The following is a 17,520-nucleotide window of genomic DNA, read 5'->3' on the forward strand; positions in this document are numbered from 1 at the left end:
TGATCTAAAATCGCAGTACGGCAAACAGGACTTTGGGAGAACATGCCCTTGTGACACTTATTGTGTGTATCCTCCCTAGGATTGATACCCGTATTGCAATTAAAGGTGGCAAAGAGTCACTAACTTATAACGAGTTAGCGACTCAAGCCGATGTCACCGCCCAGATTAAGGATATAACAAATCGAGCTGATAAATGCATTGCCGGCAACGAAATTGAATAGCAATTATTGACCCGTCCCAGAATAATCTAAGTGGCTTTGGTTACCGTGGTGGGACGCGGCGCTCCCATGACTCTTCAAGATCCGCGTCAATTCCCATTGGACAGAAGCTAGCCACTTTTAAACTACCCGGTGAGTTGATTTTAGTCTCAAAATTACCGAAAGCCGCAATAGGAAAAATAGATAAAAAGCTATATTTGGCCCTACGATATCCCATGGCATAAAGGATAAACTCACATATAAAAGCCTTACTGCTTAGCAAGGCTGATGATTACTTGGTCGACAAATTATCTTTCGTCCGTTCGACCCGCTTCCCACAACTTTTGGTAGCGCCCTTTTTCGGCTAGTAATGTACTATGAGCGCCATGATCCGTAACTACACCCTTCTCTAAATAGTATATCGTGTCAACATGTTGTACTGTCTCTAAGCGGTGAGCAACCATAATCACTGTCTTGCCTTTAGATAACTGGGTTATCGCCTCTAACACTTCATTTTGAGTGCTCTCATCTAACGCTGAGGTTATTTCATCTAAAAGCAGAATTGGCGCATCATGCAACAAAGCTCGAGCTATGGATACTCTCTGCCGCTCGCCTCCTGACAACTGATTGCCGTTCTCGCCAATCGGGCTGTCTAAACCTTGTGGTAGACTCGCGACCAATGACGTTAGCCCACTCGCATCAATTGCTCGTTGTAACTCTTCACTGCTTGCTTTGGGTTTAGCGAGCAATAAGTTATCGCGCAAACTGCCGCCTAACAACTGCACATCTTGCGTCACATAAGAGAGCAATTTATACCAGCGATGCGTGCCCACTTCATCAAGGCTAAGTCCACCAATTTTCACCGTTCCTTGAGTCGGAATATGAAAAGCAGCGATCGCATCCAGAAGACTCGACTTACCAGCTCCACTTGGACCAACAAAAGCGACGCGATCTCCTTGCGTTATTGAGACATTGACGCCATTCAGTATTCTCTGTCCGTCTATAGTAAGGTGCATATTATCAATCACAATATCATGACCAACAGGCGCACTACCTCTAACGGTTTGCTGGGGAAGCTGAGCGAGCGCTAATAGGCGATCAGACGCGTTAAGCATATACCGGAGTAAAGCGGCATAGATTGTCATTCGCGTTAAAGGGCGGATACAAATGACACTGGCTACAATCACTACTATACACTCAGGCCAAGTCAGCTGATTTGAGTGCAAATACACACTCGCCAACCCTAGGTTTGCAACTAGCACAAGCTCAGTAATAAATGTAGCGCCCAAGACTCCCATTCCACCGGCCCACTCTAACCCAAGACCAGCGGCTCGTTGCGCCTCGATCTTTTGGCACAAAGGCTCGGCAAGGCGCTCACTTTGACCAAAGCTACGCAACATGGGCAAGCAATCAACGTATTCAAGCAAACGACTTGAGACCTCACTATTCATTTGATGATGATCTCTTACCCGCTTGCTGAATTTTTTCTCAGCAAAAGCTAAGACGACGACTGCGACAACAAGTATACCTAAGGTCACCAAGCCTAACAGAGGATGAATAACGCTAATAACGGCCAACATGGCTAACGGAACCACCCATGCTGAGATAAAATCGGCTAACAAGTGGCTGAATATATCTTCAAACTGTTTAAGATCTGCTGTCAAAATTTTCATTTTGTCGCCTAAACGCTTCCCTTTCAGCGCAGAGAGCGGTTGCCTGCGAATATCGTTCAACAGCTGACTGCGAAGACCGTGAGTGATTTCATATGCACCGAGAAAAGTTTGTTTGGCACTCTGGCCAACCCACCATTGAATCGCCACCACTCCAATTGCAATCGCACCAACCACCAGCCACGACAATGCTTCTGGCGCCAGTAACCAAGAAAACAGCAGACCAAATACTAATAATGGCATGGCTTCAACCACCAGCTTGCCGCCGAGTCCAATCCAGAATTGTCGCGCGCTGATACCACTATGGCGTATCAAGAGCTGAATACTAGTCATGGTGATTCTCCCTTACTTCTCCGGCTTCCACTCGCAAGCGGCGATCCACATGCTGGACGCGAGCGGCTCGGTGACTAATGATTAGTTGAATCTGCTTAGGCTGATAATGACGCAAACCTTCCAGAACAGTTTGTTCACAGATTTGGTCAAGATGTGCGGTTGCTTCATCTAATATCAAGACTGGCGTCTTAGCCAACGTAGCCCTAACGATCGCGAGTCGTTGCATCTCACCACCACTGAACAAACGTTGAGCCTCTCCAATTGGCGAATCTAAGCCGCAAGGCAAGTCTTTGACTAATTGTTTAAGTCCAACAAGCGATAACAACAACCAGATGTCATCATCATTTGACGCATACTTTACCAGCGCGAGGTTATCGCGTAGTGTGCCAGAGAAAAACACCATGTGCTGATCGACTGTTGCAACATAGCGACAACGAGCTTCATCGCCCCAATCGCTCATCGGCACACCATTAATCTGCCACTCTCCACTGTCAGGCAGCAGCGCACCATTCAAGGTCGCTAACCAGGAACTTTTACCTGCGCCAGATTCCCCTTCGATAGTGACTCGTTCGCCGGGAAGAAATTCAACACTGACGTCTGCCAACAGTGGGTTGTTCGCACGAGAAAGTGTCACTCTATGACAAGACAAGCTTGTTAACGGCTTATCATAGATTGGCGCGACTGACTGATGAGTAGAGAAGAAAGGTAATAAACGGTCAATGGCGACAAAAGATTGTTGGATTTGTGAAAACACCTGAGTTAAATCCAACCAAGGTTTTAAAATTCCTGCACTGATACATACCACCATCACCAGCTCTACAAGCGACAATTGCCCCATTTCCACCAAGGCTATCGCTGCGGGAACAACGAGCATCAAGGATGCTTGAGCCAAGGTAACGAAAGTGACCCAAGCCCCAACCATGATTCGCGTGTATCCGGTAACAATCTTATTGTGTGATCGGATCGTACGATTGAGTGCCCGGTAAGAGTCAGCATCGACTGAGAATAGCTTCATCACACCAATACTGCGCAAGAACTCCATCTGAGCTTGATGCATGTTAGCGACAATCTGCATGTACTTTTCTTGACGATGCTGAAATCCACTCATCAAGGTGATTTGGACAGCGAGGGCCACTGGAAGTGGCAGCAGTGCAATAAGAGCTAAACGCCAATCTATATAAGCCATTAATATTGTAAGTAGCACGGGCATTAACAGGCCGTTGATCACATCTGTACCATGATGAGCAATCAGCGGCTCTAAACTCTGACAGTCATCGGATAGGCGTTTTTCAATGTCACCGCGTTTTTGACTTCTAAGCTGCTCGATGTTCATTTCGGCTAGAGCACGAACAATATGTTGACGCGTCTTTTGAATAATGTGATACGCGGCGAGATGGGCTTGCCAAACAGCAAAAACGTAAAAGCCATAACGAACTAGCAGCGCAACAACAAAAACAATCAAATAAGAGTCTGGGGGCTCTCCAGAAGCGATAGCATCAAGAGAGAGAAACAAGCAAAACCAAGGTACGACTTCAACAATACTAGCAGCAACCGCACTCGCCAAAGAAAAGGCGACCTGACGTTGCTCACTCTGTAACATGGCCTTAAATGCCGTACCACGATTCATCTTCTTTGACAGTAACATATATACTCCCGACAAATGGAGAGCATTGTCAGCCAGTTTTTACTTCTCGACTAACGCAATAAGTCCTAAAAATAGCGATATTGGTCTTTACTCACTAACCTCAATTCTGTTTAAGCTTAATGCAGCTAAATAAAGTATGTTTTACGGCACAAATTTCGTTTTCAGGGATGAAAACGCAAAGCTTATAAGGACATATCACAGCGTTTTAGCAGGAAAATATACTATGTTCGCTAATCCAAGATTGGGTTAACTATTTTCACCTTCATATGTACGTGACTACTAAGCAATATATCCCCAATCAACTTGAAGATGCATGTTTCAAGCATCTCAAGGTTGATTGGGTATAAAACCCACTTTGCGACATATTAGTTTCTAGCGGTCACAGCAACCCCGATTTTAGTAGTTAGCTGAAGGGATTCTTTTTTAAATTCAGTAGTATGAGCTTCACTTGATTGATTTGTTCTCATAAGTACCTCAATGATGATTGTACTTAGTAGAGTGTCTCAAAGTGGTGGCAGGGATCAATTGATTACTTAGCGCAGACCAAGGTATAGACTTTTCCATCTTCAAACAAAAAGTGCACACGCAGTGTCAATGCTGAGCCAAATAGTGCTTCGCCGCGCGCACATAGCTTAAAATAAGCCTCCCTCTTACTCATATCAACCCCTATCAGCATGGCGTCGCTAAATTCTAGGTACGTTTTCACGTAAGGGTAGACAGCTTTAAAAATGCTCTCTTTGGCAGAAAATATTAAGGTGGCAAACGCTGGCAATGAAAGCTGAGTCGCAGCGAGCAGCTTACGCTCTTTAGCACTGACAAACATGGGCATCAGCGAGCCCACCTGAGTTGCTGCAATCAGATTTTCCACATCCACCCCCAACAAACTCACCTTACTGGATGGGCGAATTATCACTATCGCCAGTTCATCAGTATGGGAGATACTTCCGCTCCAGCCGTGGGGCCAAACTGGCGCTCTGTGCTCTCCGATAGGAATATCAACCCCATCACAACCCACACTTTGCAGTGCGGCTAAGGCCACGGCTCTACCAGCAACAAATTCAGCCTTGCGTTTTGGTACCGCATGTTGCAAAGCATTAGGCAGAGTAACATTAAGCAGCTGCGCATGCTCATCGCGATAGGCTTGCACCTTAAAGGAACACTGCCATAGCGACTGTTCAGCCAAAGTTCGTACTTGTAGCTCGGACATATAAGTCATGTTCGTTGCTTGCCAAGTGGCACAATCAATGGCGTATGACTGACAGGATCGGCAATGATGACACTGTCTAAGCCAAAAACTTGTTTAACTAACGCCGCATCAACTAGGGTGTTAGGTTCACCTTGAGCAACGATTTTGCCATCCGCAAAAGCAATCAAGTGATCGGCATAACGGCAGGCTTGGTTCAAATCGTGCAACACCGCCACTATGGTATGTTGCTTATCTCGGTTTAGACTTAAAAACAGCTCTAACAAATCTATCTGGTGCGCCACATCCAAATAGGTCGTTGGCTCATCAAGTAAAACGATCGGCGTTTGCTGAGCCAGCACCATAGCAATCCAAACCCGTTGTTTCTGACCACCTGAAAGCTCATCTACTTGCCTTTCGGCTAGCTCAGTAACCCCTGTATCGGCCATGGCTTGAAACACCGCGTCTTGATCGGCAGGGCTCCATTGCTTGAATAACTGCTGGTGCGGGTAACGGCCGCGAGCCACCAGATCCACGACTCGGATCCCTTCTGGAGCTTGCGAGCTTTGCGGCAGTAACCCCAATGCTCTTGCTAATTCCTTGGCTGGCATTTGCTGGATATTTCTACCATCAAGGCAAACTTGCCCTTGGGCAGGCTTTAACAAGCGGCATAAGCTTCTCAGTAAGGTAGATTTACCGCAGCCATTCGGGCCAACAATAACGGTAAATTTACCTTGTGGAATAGTCAGTTCGAGATCTTCGCAAATCACTCGATTTTCATAGGCAAGGGTGAGGTGCTCTGCCTTTAACCGACATAACGTGCTAGGTTCAATCTCTGTGGATAGGCTCATAATTTTCTGATTTTATTCTAATATGCTTTGCTTGAGGTGACGATTAAGCAGAAGCGAAAAATACTTTTCAATACTGCTCAACCGCCACGTTTGATTATTTCATTATTGCACTTCGGCTAATGGCGGGGACTCCATCACCCGTTGCTTGATCGTACCCAGTAATTGCTCACCCTTAGCGGACTTAGCAAACTCAGTAAATAGCACATTCAATGTATCGCACAGCAATTTTACCTGAGCTTGGCTATAGTTTTCGGTCAGGTAACTCATCATTACCCGCAGCACTTGCTCTTCGTTCACTGTTTCTTCCAATACTTCAAACTGCAAACCTAAGCCGGACTCGCTTCGATCTGAATCGACTTGCTGGAAGTTAACCTTATCACCATTAGGCAATTCAAATGCACCACTGAATTTACTTTTGGCATGTAACTGAATAAATACTTCGAACATATGGCCGTCAACATCCGGCTCGCCCCCTACGAGGCCCTCTTCAATCAGGTCAATCGGGATATCACCATATGGCATAGATTCATTGATGGTATGTTTCACTTGAGCGACCAATTCTGCCACAGTATGGGCCCGATCAAAATCCACGAGATGCGCGACCACGGTAGTGAAATAGCCTATGGTGTCGTAGTACTCTACATCATGGCGACCGGACGCAGATGTACCAACAATCAATTTGTTAGGCGCGCCCACAGCATTGAGCGCAGCCGCAATGGAAGCATAAACAACATTAAACAATGAGGCGCTCTGCGCTTTGGCAAGGGCATATAACCCGTCCCTGACCTCATCCTCTATTTCCACGATAACCCAGCCGCCTTTCGCACCGTTTGGATCAGTGGGGGCTGATAAAGGGTGATGTTTCGGGAAAATAGGCGTCGACCAAGGCACACCTTTTAAGTTATTTAGCCAATAATCAAGGTGCGTTTGATGGGCTCCCGAGCTTCTTTGCATACGAGCATATTCGTGCATTGGCAGCGCCTCATAGCGCCAACTTGGCGACTTGCCTTGCACCCGCTGTTTATAGGCGAAATTCAGCTCATCCATCATCAGATTCACCGACCACTCGTCTTGTACTATGTGGTGGAATAAGAAAGATAAGAACTGTAGACCCGTTTCCTGACAGCGGATGAAGCGCACCCGCAATGGTAATTCCTGTTTTAAGTCAAACGGATGAATGGCCTCTTGCTTGAGAAATTCGTCTCTGTCGGAAATGTCACACTCCGCAGACGTCCAATACCATTTATAACTATCAATTTCAGTGGCATCTACCACTCGCTGACAAGGTAGCCCATTGTCTTCATAGAAGTGGCTGCGCAAACTGGCGTGTCGGATCAGCAGATCTCGGCACGCCTCACCAAAGGCAACTTCATCCAACTCATCTAAGAAACGCAATACAAACGGCAAGTTAAAAATCGTATTCAAACCAAACTTGGCGTATTTAGGAATCGCCTTCCACAGTGAATTTTGTGCCAGTGATAAGGGAGCGATGTTGGAGCCCACCTCAGTCAAAGCCGTGGTTGCTTGCGCTGTTTCAGTGACTTGCAACACGGCTTGCTCAGCCAGTGATTGTGCCGTTGGATTGCCGAACAAATCATTGATATTGATGGCAATGCCATGATGGGTCAGCAATCGACCGATTACCCTGGTGGCGATCAGGGAGTGTCCGCCAAAATCAAAGAAATCATCCGTAGCTGTCATATCGTCTGTGGCAAGGGCTTCCTTAAACTCAGCTAATATCAGCTCAACGACAGCCCCTAAGCTAGGCACAGCAGCTGGTGGGTTGTCTTGTTTGTTAGCGAGTGAAGGTGCATCGGGTTGGATTTTGCTGGCATGTTTAGCTAATTCCGCCGCGGTACGATAGGTGAATAAGTCGGCAATGGCGACTGCTATGCCGTGATCTTTCAACAGTCGACCAATCACTCGGGTGCCTATTAAGGAATGACCACCAAAATCGAAGAAGTCATCGTCTTTGCTCATTTCATCGAACGTCAGTGCACTGCGAAATTCGGCCAAAATAGTGTCTACAATGAAGTGATCTTGAACATTTTTTTGCTGCGGCAGTATGGACTCAGCTTTACTCTGTCCTTGCGGCGCGGGTTTAACCACTCGTTCACCACCGATATAAGCAATAAACTGTTCAAATAAATACGCCGCTAGATGTGGCGATACACTTGCGCCAGTCACCCATTCGAAGGCAAGGTCACCATCACAATTAAGCCCCACTGCAAGGGTAAGTTCACATTTTGTTAGCCGTGGCGCAACCGGTAATTTCTTCGCCTCAATTTCTGTAAGGGACAGATATTGCGCAGGATCCACCAGCCAAGTAACCAGTGCCGCCGCGGTCTCTGGCGGTTCGGCTTCTAACAGCTTCGCCGAGCCAAGCTGAGATAGCACGTCATTGATGGCTTGCTCTAGGTGTGAGTCATTGTTTGTTAAAGTTAACTGGCTCAAACCTGATTCAATCATCGCGCCATTAATAGCAAAATTAGCCCGGCTAATGTCGCAAGGAACCAACACATTTAGGCTGTCTAAACCATTAGATTCGGTGATATAGCGGGCAAACAAAACAGCAGTAGCAGCAAGAATTTCAGCTTCACTCATCACTTTACCAAGGCGTTTTTCGTAACTATCTCTTTTGACAACCGTGGTAAATTTTCTGGGAATGGCGGCTTGTAAAAAAGCGGCTACGTCTTCGCTAACACCTGCTTGCACAATATCAATATCTTGGCTCACGCTTTGCAGCCAAGGTAAGTGAGATGCAGAGAGATCTGGTAATTTTTGTAACGGACTGAAGCCTATCACCTGACTGGACTGGCTTGGCTTATCAAGCGCGGCGAGACCATGATTATATAAGGCACTGAGTACTTCAAATATTTCTTGCCACGACAGTCCACCTTCAAGTATTTGGTGTGAAATTACGCCCAACACGATCTCTTGTTCACCACAAATATAAACTGTGAATTGGATCGGAGACTGACTTTCAAGGGCGAACGACGTGGCTTGTTTGGTTTGCAGGTGAGCGATAGCGTCGGCAACAGAATCTACCGCTTCGATGTTAATTGGTTGAGCAAGAGCATGACCTGGATATTTAAGTAATCCGGCATCCTCATCAAACTGATAACAAATATTAAGAGAAGGCACAAATTGAGGCAGCTTGTTCAGTGCTGCAACCAACCGCCCTATGTTGGTTTTGCCTGTGAAATGATATGCCGCTGCATATTGCATTGCGCCATCTTCATTATGCTGATGGTGCATCCAAACGCGCTCTTCAAAATCGGTTACTGCGCTGCCACGCCCACCCTGTCCTTGCCAGTGGTGCTGGTTATTCATCATGTTCCTTTCTCCTGGTCTGAAATCATTCAGAGCCATCCTGTATTGGAGCGTCAGCCCATCAACTCTGTATCAACACAGCGAGATGGGGCTTTAAATGCTTGGGTTGATTAAAATGAGTGGCTTACTTTATTCACAATAAACTTTAATGTAAAGCATTCTCATTATCATAATTTAAAGTATCTAGAACTGTCGCGAGCGTGTCAGTAACCAAATCAGATAAATACCGCCTACAATGCCCGTCATTCGGCCTATCGGCACACTGGCTTGAAACGGCAACCATTGGATCAGTACATCCGCGGCCAACACCAGCAATGCCCCCATCAATGCAGAGGAAAAAAGAGAAAGTGCTCGAGACTGCCTTAATCGGCTAACCAACTGAGGCGCCGCGAGCGCGATAAATGCAATCGGGCCCGCTGCACCAGTGGCAAACGCCGCCAACACCACAGCGAAAAAAATCATCGACAGACGAACTCGCTCAACGCGAATACCCAGCTGAGTCGCCATTTCATCACCCATTTCAATCATGGCTAAGGCGCGTTTTAACACCATCATAATAGGCAGCAACAACACAACCCCAATGAGCACGGGGTATACATGCATCCAGGTTCTAGCGTGCAAAGAGCCCGCCAGCCAAAGGTTCGCCATAATAGCGCTATCTAAATTCCCCTTAACCAGCATCAAACTATTCAGTGCGCTGAGAATCGACCCTATGCCAATCCCCGTCAGGATCAAGCGATAACCACCGACAACACCCGATTTGACAGCCAAGAGATAAACGATAATCGCCGTCACCACACCGCCAATAATCGCAGCCAGCGCAACTTCAAGCGCGCCTTGCTCAAACAGGACTATTTGCGCGATTGCTCCCGTTGCGGCCCCAGTGGTAAAACCTATCACATCAGGCGAGCCAAGAGCATTTCTTGACACCGACTGAAACACCGCACCCGATATGCCCAATGCCGCACCAACAAAAATGGCTGTCAGCACTTTAGGCAATCGTATATTTAAGATGATCCGCTCTTTTACCCCACTTTCACCGACCCCAAGTATGGCATCCACCACTTGCAGCAATGAGATATTGAGTTTACCTAAGGTCATGGCGTAGGTGGCAAAAGCAGCAACCAAAAGCAACAAAACAAATGCGACAAGGATAGACAAAGGTTGATAAGAAATTGAAAATTGGCCTAGTCGCCAAACATGGCTCACGTTTGACGTTGGCAAAAAATAACGACTGTTCATAGCTGGGAGATCTTCCAACGCCTAACGAGAAACACAAAAAATGGCCCACCGATCAAAGCGATCATTATGCCGACACTAATCTCATTGGGATAACCAATAACGCGTCCCAACACATCGGCAACCACCGCCAAAGTCGACGCAATCAGCAAAGAAAATGGGATTAACCATTTGTGATCTGGCCCGGCAACAATACGGGCGATATGGGGGGCAGTTAACCCGACAAAACTAATTGGACCAGCGGCAGCTGTGGCAGCACCGGCCAAAATAACAATGGCCATAGCCGCAAAACACCAAATCTTAAGCGGGTTGACTCCAAGGGCTTGACCTATATCCTCACCCAAAGACACGGTATCGAGAGCCTGACTCAAACAAAATGCGATGACCAGGCCAACAGTAATTAACATGGCAGCAGGTATCAGCACATCATAACTACGCCCTTGAAAAGCCCCCACTGACCAGTGGCGATACTGCTCAAACACCATTTCGTGACTGTTAATCGTGAGCATATGAGTAAATGCTAACAACACCACAGATAAGGCCGTCCCTGCCAACACGACCCGAACGGGGTTGACCCCCTTATTGACACCGGCAAAGACAAAAACCCCCGCCCCCGCTATGGCCGCCCCTAACAAGCCAAACCACATAACATAAGCCATGTCATGAATACCGATAAATGCAATCGCTAGAACAACCGCTAAGGCAGCCCCAGCGTTAACGCCTAAAATCCCAGGATCAGCCAGCGGATTACGCGTTAACCCCTGCATAATCACCCCCGCCACACCCAATGCGCCACCCACAACCAAGGCAAGTAAGGTTCTTGGTATGCGCAAATGCACCACTAGCAAATGGTCGCTATTGGCAGGATCAAATGAAAAAATCGCCTCTAAGGTCACCGCAGCAGAAATGTAGTGCGTGCCAATGAACATACTAAGACAAGTAACCAGTAGTAGCAGTGCCATACCCGCCACTAGCCAAAACCGCCTTTGGCTCTTTCTTATCACGTTAAAGGTTGGTGTAGATTCTGCCATACCACTCATTACAGCCATCCCTTAAACATTAGCCAGCATGTTCATCTCGACCAAATAGTTTAACTATGTCATTAACGATTTCCGTGGCACTGTACATATCAATGCGAAAGGAGTTCTTCCCTAGAGCAAATACTTGCTTATTCTTAACCGAGGGCAAATTAACTAAAATTGGATCTTGCATAAAGCGTGCAGGACTGTTTCCACCCACTTCTAACAAAAAGGTTGTCTCAGCTTTAAGCTGGGGTAGTCGCTCAAAGTGGACGCGTAAAAAGTCAGCCAATGGGACGGTATTGTCATGCCATTGGCGATTTTGCACTTCCATTTTAAAGCCAAGCGCTGACAATAGTTCGGCATGCACTCCTTCTTCTAATGCAATATAGTTGGTCGCGCCCGCACCAAAATACGCCACGATATTGGCCTCGCCAGCCGGTATGTCTAATTTGTTTTTACTCTGTGCAACAAATTGTTCAAATTGACCAATTTTCTGCTTTGCCTGCATCTCTAAGCCCGTAGCTTCACCTAGCTTCATGGCCAAACTCTGCCAAGATTGTGAGGTGTAATCGACCACGATAGTGGGTGCAATTTGTTGAAATTCAGCAATTTGATCCCTCGCAGAATCCCCTCCATTCCAAGCCACCACGATCAAATCTGGCTCATACAGGTAGACAGATTCCAAATCGACACTACCCGCTGGCCATGCCTTTTCAACCTGGCGCTGCTCAGCTATGTCTGCCCACTGGCTAAAAAACTTACCTTCATAAGTTAAGGCGCTGGCAATCAAGGGAGCATCAATGGCGAGCAAGGTGCCGCTAATCGTGACAGACGTGGACAAAATTCGCATCGGTTTAGCAGGGATGACTGTTTGTGTTTCATCTACGTTAACAAATGTTCTTGGGAATGTGTCTTGTGAGGGGGCTGCGAAAGCAGCAGTGGACACTAAAGCCACCAACAAAATAATGGCTGTTAAAACTTTATTGATTTTCATTGCTCTGCTTGGCTTCCGTTCGTCTGCGATTGATGAAATTAAGTGTATTTTTCAACCTGGGTTATTTGAAACCGCCCACTTAACACAACTGATAAACTGTATGATAACTATTATCATACATAACAATCAAGATAATCCTACTTTGTGTTACGGGCTGAACAGGTGATGGAAGTTCATGAATTTTCAAACCTAAATTAGATATGCCTATTTGGTTTGTAAATGATCACGGCGAGCTCAAACATCTATTTAGATGATCTCGTTAAAGGGCAATTGCTGCCGCAATCATAAGATTAAGCCAAACGCTGCCTAGTAAAGTATGTTTTATAAATAACAAGATCCCCCACCTAAGCCCCTCTGAATATTAAGTATCAAAAACAGGAGGGCTAAGAGGGTTCAGCATTTTAAAATTAGATTATTTAAACGATGAAGCTGTTGCTGCTAGCCTAACACCACTGCCGCAACTTCTTTTACGTTTCGACATTTTATCAACTTGTGCGCCAGTACCTTACGCCCAAATACACGGCCAAGTTCAGCGGCTACCCCTTTGAGGTGGGACGGCTTTAATCCTAACGAAAGTAATGCGCTTTCTTCATCAAAATCTGCACGTTGTTGACCTGTTGCTTGTTCATACGCTGCAATTATCGCGGCAATGTTCGTTCTTGTAACGTTAGTTGTAACAAGGTTAGTGATGAGATCACCCGTTGTGGCTACTGTGCTGTTTGCTGCGCCATTGTTAGGTTTAACTGATCGAGCAGCCACTTGTTGTTCAGGCTTGGCTTGAGTCATTGCATTCACTAATAACTCTAGGGCTTGGATGCGATCGAACTTACCGTTTCTCGATAAGGGAAGTTGTTCAAGTTCAAGCAGCTGTGACGGCACATGCGAGTTGGGTAAACATTGCTGAGCAAACTCTCGTATCTCGGCGGCGCTGGCGGATAGGCCCTCGGCCAAGGTGTAAATTGCGCCAAGGGCGATATCGCCATTGCGCTCGGTATAGTCCACGATCAAGACTTGCTCTATCAAAGGGCAAAGGTTGAGCTCTTTCTCGACATCCGGCAACGAAACACGCACCCCTCTTACCTTGACATAACCGTTAACTCGGCCAGCAAAAATGATGTTACCATCTTCACGGTAGTAGCCCAAGTCACCGGTTCTAAAGGCTCTGACCGGCTTGCCTTGGTGGTCCATAATGGTGACAAAATCCGTTTGGGTAAGCTCGCCGTCGGCTAAATAGCCAGATGCCAAGTTCACCCCAGCCGTCATGATCCGACCGACCACGCCTTGTGGCACATGCTTGCCTAGGCCATCCATAATGTAATATTGATTGGCAGGAAATGGCTTGCCGTAAGGGATCACTGTTTTGTCTTGGTCGGTGATAAAGTGCCAAATGCTCCAAATCGTGGTTTCCGTTGGGCCACCAATAGAGACCAGCGTGATGTCTTGCGGCAACGCTCTAAGCTCGTCGATGGTTTTAGGCTTAACATAATCGCCGCCCTGACACACCAGTCGCAGGGATTTGAGCTTTTCCCCTTGCATACAAGCCAGTAGCATTTCCATTAAGGCCGGTACCGATTGCCAAATAGTAATGCCGTGCTGCTCCACCAACTGATTCCATCTGATCGCATCTTTTTCTTCGCCCGCGGCTGGCAAGACCAAGGTCGCTCCCGAGGAAAACGCCGCAAAAATATCGAATACCGAAAGATCGTGATGAAATGGCGTAACACACATCAGCACATCGTCAGACGTTATCTGCCACGCCTTGCAGGTTTCGCCAATCACATTCGAAGTGGCGCGACTGTTGACCACCACGCATTTAGGTTTGCCCGTGGTGCCCGAGGTATAAAGGTAATAAGCGCCCTGCTCACTTTGGCTAAGCTCAACCAAGACTTGCTGCGAAAGCGGTTCATAGGTTGATGTAACGCTTTGCAGCAGCGAAGCATAAGTGACGGCGTTGGCCCGCGTTGACGGCGCCAATGTCACCACTCGACTAGCATTACAATTACTGAGTAAGTAGTCCAAGCGCCCCTCAGGTGACGATGCATCAATCGGCACCCAGATAATGCCAGATAGAGAACAAGCTAAGGTCACCACCAAATGCTCTGGGCTTTTTGGTAAACAAATTGCCAGCACATCGCCTTGCCCTAAGCCTAAATGGGCTAAGTGTTGCATCACTTTATGTACATCGGCGCCAAAGTCTTGATAGCTAATTCGGCGTTCACCACAAATAATCGCGATATCAGTGCTGGCGTTTGCGCCTAGGTTATCCGCTATCTTGGCTAAAAACTGCGAGCAGGCAAATTCGTTGCTATCGCGGTTCAGCTTGTAGTGGTCAAGGTTAAGCACCTGATGGGAAGCAATCGCAAAACTCTGGGTTTCACATAAGGTTTGGATGTGGCGCTCAATAGCTTCTAGGATTGCCACCACCACACGTTGCTCTAACGCCTCAACGGCAAAGTCAAAGCTTAATACTAGGTTCTTGTGCTCATCGAAATTAAGCCGGATATCTAAGGCAACCTGAGGGGTCTGCGTGATGCCATCAAAGAAGACTAAGTCGTCTTGGGCCGATAAGGTATGCCAAGCTAATCCGTTGGTCACCACAACGGGTAACGCCAGTGCGGTTGAGCGCGCATTGATCAGCTGGCGGTTGATATCAATGCCTGAAAAATCAAGGTGCTCCAGTGCTTCTAACATGTCATTTTGCATGCCTTGCGCGCGCGCTAATAAGCTGCCTTCGTTCTTGCGGTATTCTAACATCACAAAGGTCGAATCATTACCTAACGGGCGCTCGCTTTGTGGAATGGCAACGGGAAAACCAACTCGCATCTCTTGTTCTGAGGTCCAATAAGAGATGCCTTCAAGGATCAACGCCGACAGCGTCGAGTTTAAAAACAAGCTATGAGTTGCCCCCACCATGGTCAGTTGGGTTAATAGCGACTTTTCAATCACGATACTTTCACGCTGATAGCGCGACCCTTTAATCTGATCAAGGCGCTGTTTCCAAGGCAGCGCTGGCGGCGCGCACTCAGGGTTCAGCTTATTGAGCCAATAGGCTTCATCCGCCTGTCGCTTGGCACTGTCCGTTGCTGATTTCATCCCTTGGCCACTGGCTTGAGCATTGGCAAAGCTTGCAGCTAAACCATGGCCTTGCTCACTGTCTTTTTGCAATAGCTCGGATAAAATAAGTGAGTGAGTGCGGCCATCGACAATCAGCGCATCAAAGCTGGTAAACACTAAGGTTTGATAAGCTAAATCCGATGCGGGCAGTTGGATCACTGTCACCGACCAAGGCGACTTAGACAACTCGTGCTTGGCATGACTACTGGCTTGACGGATCGACTGTACCTGTTGCAACGCGGCGTCAATCGTTAAATGTTGCAGGTCATGGCACTGATAATTGAGCGCGGGCTCAGCCGATACATATTGCACTAATTTAACGTCATCTATGTAGGTGCGCAGGGCTGAGTATTTGGCCACCAAATGTTGCAGGCGCATTTCCACCACACTCGGGTCGATTTGGCCGCGATATTCCCTAAATTCATGCATCGCGCAGCCGCCCATCGGGATATGAGTCGAGCGACCAAGCAAATAAGACTTTTGCAGCTCGGTTAATGGCTTAGGATCCGAACTCGGTAATGGCAACACAGGACAAGCAAAGCCAAGCTTAGCCAAGGTGTGCTCTAAGGTGTGATGTATGCTTTGCGGATCGCCAGCCAAGGCTTGCACCATGGCGATAAACTTGTTGAACAAGGTATCGACAAAACCGTCAGGAAAGACGTCCATACGCACATCCCAGTTAACAAAAATACCGTCATAAGCCGGCGCAATCTGCGCATCTAAGGTCACCTGCGCACTTTGCGAAATCACCCAGTTCATCTTGCCAAATGCCTGCGTCACCTCATCAGCAAACAAGTTATCACCCGCTATGTCCATGCCCGAGGTAAAGACGATAGGTGATGCTTGCACCGCGCCGTGCAACCGCGATAGATCACGCATCACCGCAACCCCTGAATAACTTTCGTGATTAAGTAATTGATTTAATTGATTTGCAGTGCGACGACACAGCTGCAGGGTTGATTCCTGAGCGCGTAAACTGGCACTGTAAATCAACAGATTGGAAAAGTCGCCTATGGTCAAATCCACGTCTTGGGTATAAAAGCCGCGATGGAAAGTCGGCACATTCAAACGAAAATTAGGCTTATCGCAGGCACTGCCCACGGCTTGCGAGAATAAAGCTAAAAATAACTGGGTTAAAGTAAGATGATGCTGCTTGGCTAGCCCTTCGATGGCCGTTCTTTCTGCAGTCGTGAACAAATGAGTAAAGCGCTGACTATGGCCATGTTGGCGATCTATACTCTCACTCACATAAGGCAAGCTTGGGGCATCGGCCACCTTGGCTAATTGCCCTTGCCACCATTGTTTGTCCACTTTCCTTTTCGCAATCAAGTAGCAGTCTGCCGCTTGCTGGGCTAAATAGTCAAAAAAAGAAACCCCAACTGGCGCTTCGCTGCCTGCCGCTGGGTCGTGATAGAAACGCGCCAAGTCAGCGACTAAGATGCGAAAGCTTTGCGCATCAACGGCCATCATATCCACATCGATATGCAAACGACATTGCCCGTTTGCATGGCGCGTCAAGCTAATTTGCGCACCTTGCCCTTGGCTCAAATCCAATTGCTGGTCAGTCATGGATACGCGCTTATTACTCAAAAAGGCGCACGTGTCTTCTGGTGAGAGGTGCTCAATATCATCGACCATGAGTTGATGAATCGAGGACAAAGGCGCGATGGTTTGCTGACCTTCTGGCGTTATCTGCATGCGCAACATGGGATGCTGAGTGAACAGTTTAGTAACGGCCTGCGCTAATCTAATTTGATCTAGGTGCTCACTATCAAACTCGGCATAAATATGGGCTGCTATCCCCCCCATAGCTTGGCCTGATTGTCTGCCTACTAAATAAGCAGCTTGTATCGTTGTCAGTTCTCTCATTTTTATTTCCAACATGTTTAATCCATTAAATGCACTTTTGATGCGCCACTGTTTACGTCACTAAACTAGG

At 47.2% G+C, this 17,520-nt stretch carries 10 protein-coding genes; 1 reads left to right on the forward strand and 9 read right to left on the reverse strand.

Annotated elements, in window-relative coordinates:
• Nucleotides 1–50 precede the first annotated feature (50 nt).
• Nucleotides 51–221: a hypothetical protein gene (locus tag Q4519_RS05305; protein WP_303510403.1), complete on the forward strand. Its 171-nt coding sequence runs from the start codon at nucleotides 51–53 to the stop codon at nucleotides 219–221.
• Between the two features lie 284 nt (nucleotides 222–505).
• Here the strand turns inward: Q4519_RS05305 and Q4519_RS05310 are convergent, their stop codons facing one another.
• The 9 genes from Q4519_RS05310 to Q4519_RS05350 form a co-directional block, all read right to left on the reverse strand.
• Nucleotides 506–2,200, reverse strand: a complete 1,695-nt coding sequence (locus Q4519_RS05310; protein WP_303510405.1) for an ABC transporter ATP-binding protein — start codon at nucleotides 2,198–2,200, stop codon at nucleotides 506–508.
• Nucleotides 2,193–3,845: an ABC transporter ATP-binding protein gene (locus tag Q4519_RS05315; protein WP_303510408.1), complete on the reverse strand. Its 1,653-nt coding sequence runs from the start codon at nucleotides 3,843–3,845 to the stop codon at nucleotides 2,193–2,195. Before Q4519_RS05315 ends, Q4519_RS05310 begins: the two co-directional genes overlap by 8 nt.
• A 529-nt stretch (nucleotides 3,846–4,374) precedes the next feature.
• Nucleotides 4,375–5,061, reverse strand: coding sequence for a 4'-phosphopantetheinyl transferase (locus Q4519_RS05320; RefSeq protein WP_303510410.1), 687 nt, complete (start codon nucleotides 5,059–5,061; stop codon nucleotides 4,375–4,377).
• Nucleotides 5,058–5,879 (reverse strand): ABC transporter ATP-binding protein, encoded by an 822-nt coding sequence (locus tag Q4519_RS05325; protein ID WP_232801189.1) that lies wholly within the window; start codon nucleotides 5,877–5,879, stop codon nucleotides 5,058–5,060. The genes Q4519_RS05320 and Q4519_RS05325 overlap by 4 nt, the downstream gene beginning before the upstream one ends.
• A gap of 102 nt (nucleotides 5,880–5,981) precedes the next feature.
• Entirely contained in the window at nucleotides 5,982–9,215 is a 3,234-nt protein-coding gene (locus Q4519_RS05330; protein WP_303510413.1) for a condensation domain-containing protein, read from the reverse strand.
• 180 nt (nucleotides 9,216–9,395) lie between these two features.
• Nucleotides 9,396–10,454 carry an iron chelate uptake ABC transporter family permease subunit gene (locus tag Q4519_RS05335; RefSeq protein WP_303510415.1) on the reverse strand — a complete coding sequence of 353 codons (1,059 nt, stop codon included), beginning with the start codon at nucleotides 10,452–10,454 and terminating at the stop codon, nucleotides 9,396–9,398.
• Nucleotides 10,451–11,491, reverse strand: a complete 1,041-nt coding sequence (locus Q4519_RS05340; protein WP_303510417.1) for an iron ABC transporter permease — start codon at nucleotides 11,489–11,491, stop codon at nucleotides 10,451–10,453. The genes Q4519_RS05335 and Q4519_RS05340 overlap by 4 nt, the downstream gene beginning before the upstream one ends.
• A 19-nt stretch (nucleotides 11,492–11,510) precedes the next feature.
• Entirely contained in the window at nucleotides 11,511–12,467 is a 957-nt protein-coding gene (gene fepB / locus Q4519_RS05345) for a Fe2+-enterobactin ABC transporter substrate-binding protein (RefSeq protein ID WP_303510420.1), read from the reverse strand.
• 438 nt (nucleotides 12,468–12,905) lie between these two features.
• The gene (locus Q4519_RS05350) at nucleotides 12,906–17,450 is read right to left on the reverse strand and encodes an amino acid adenylation domain-containing protein (protein WP_303510423.1); all 4,545 of its coding nucleotides are present in this window, start codon (nucleotides 17,448–17,450) and stop codon (nucleotides 12,906–12,908) included.
• Between the last annotated feature and the right edge of the window lie 70 nt (nucleotides 17,451–17,520).

It is taken from the genome of Motilimonas sp. 1_MG-2023 (assembly GCF_030547455.1).
Classification (GTDB): Bacteria; Pseudomonadota; Gammaproteobacteria; order Enterobacterales; family CBDFNC01; genus Motilimonas.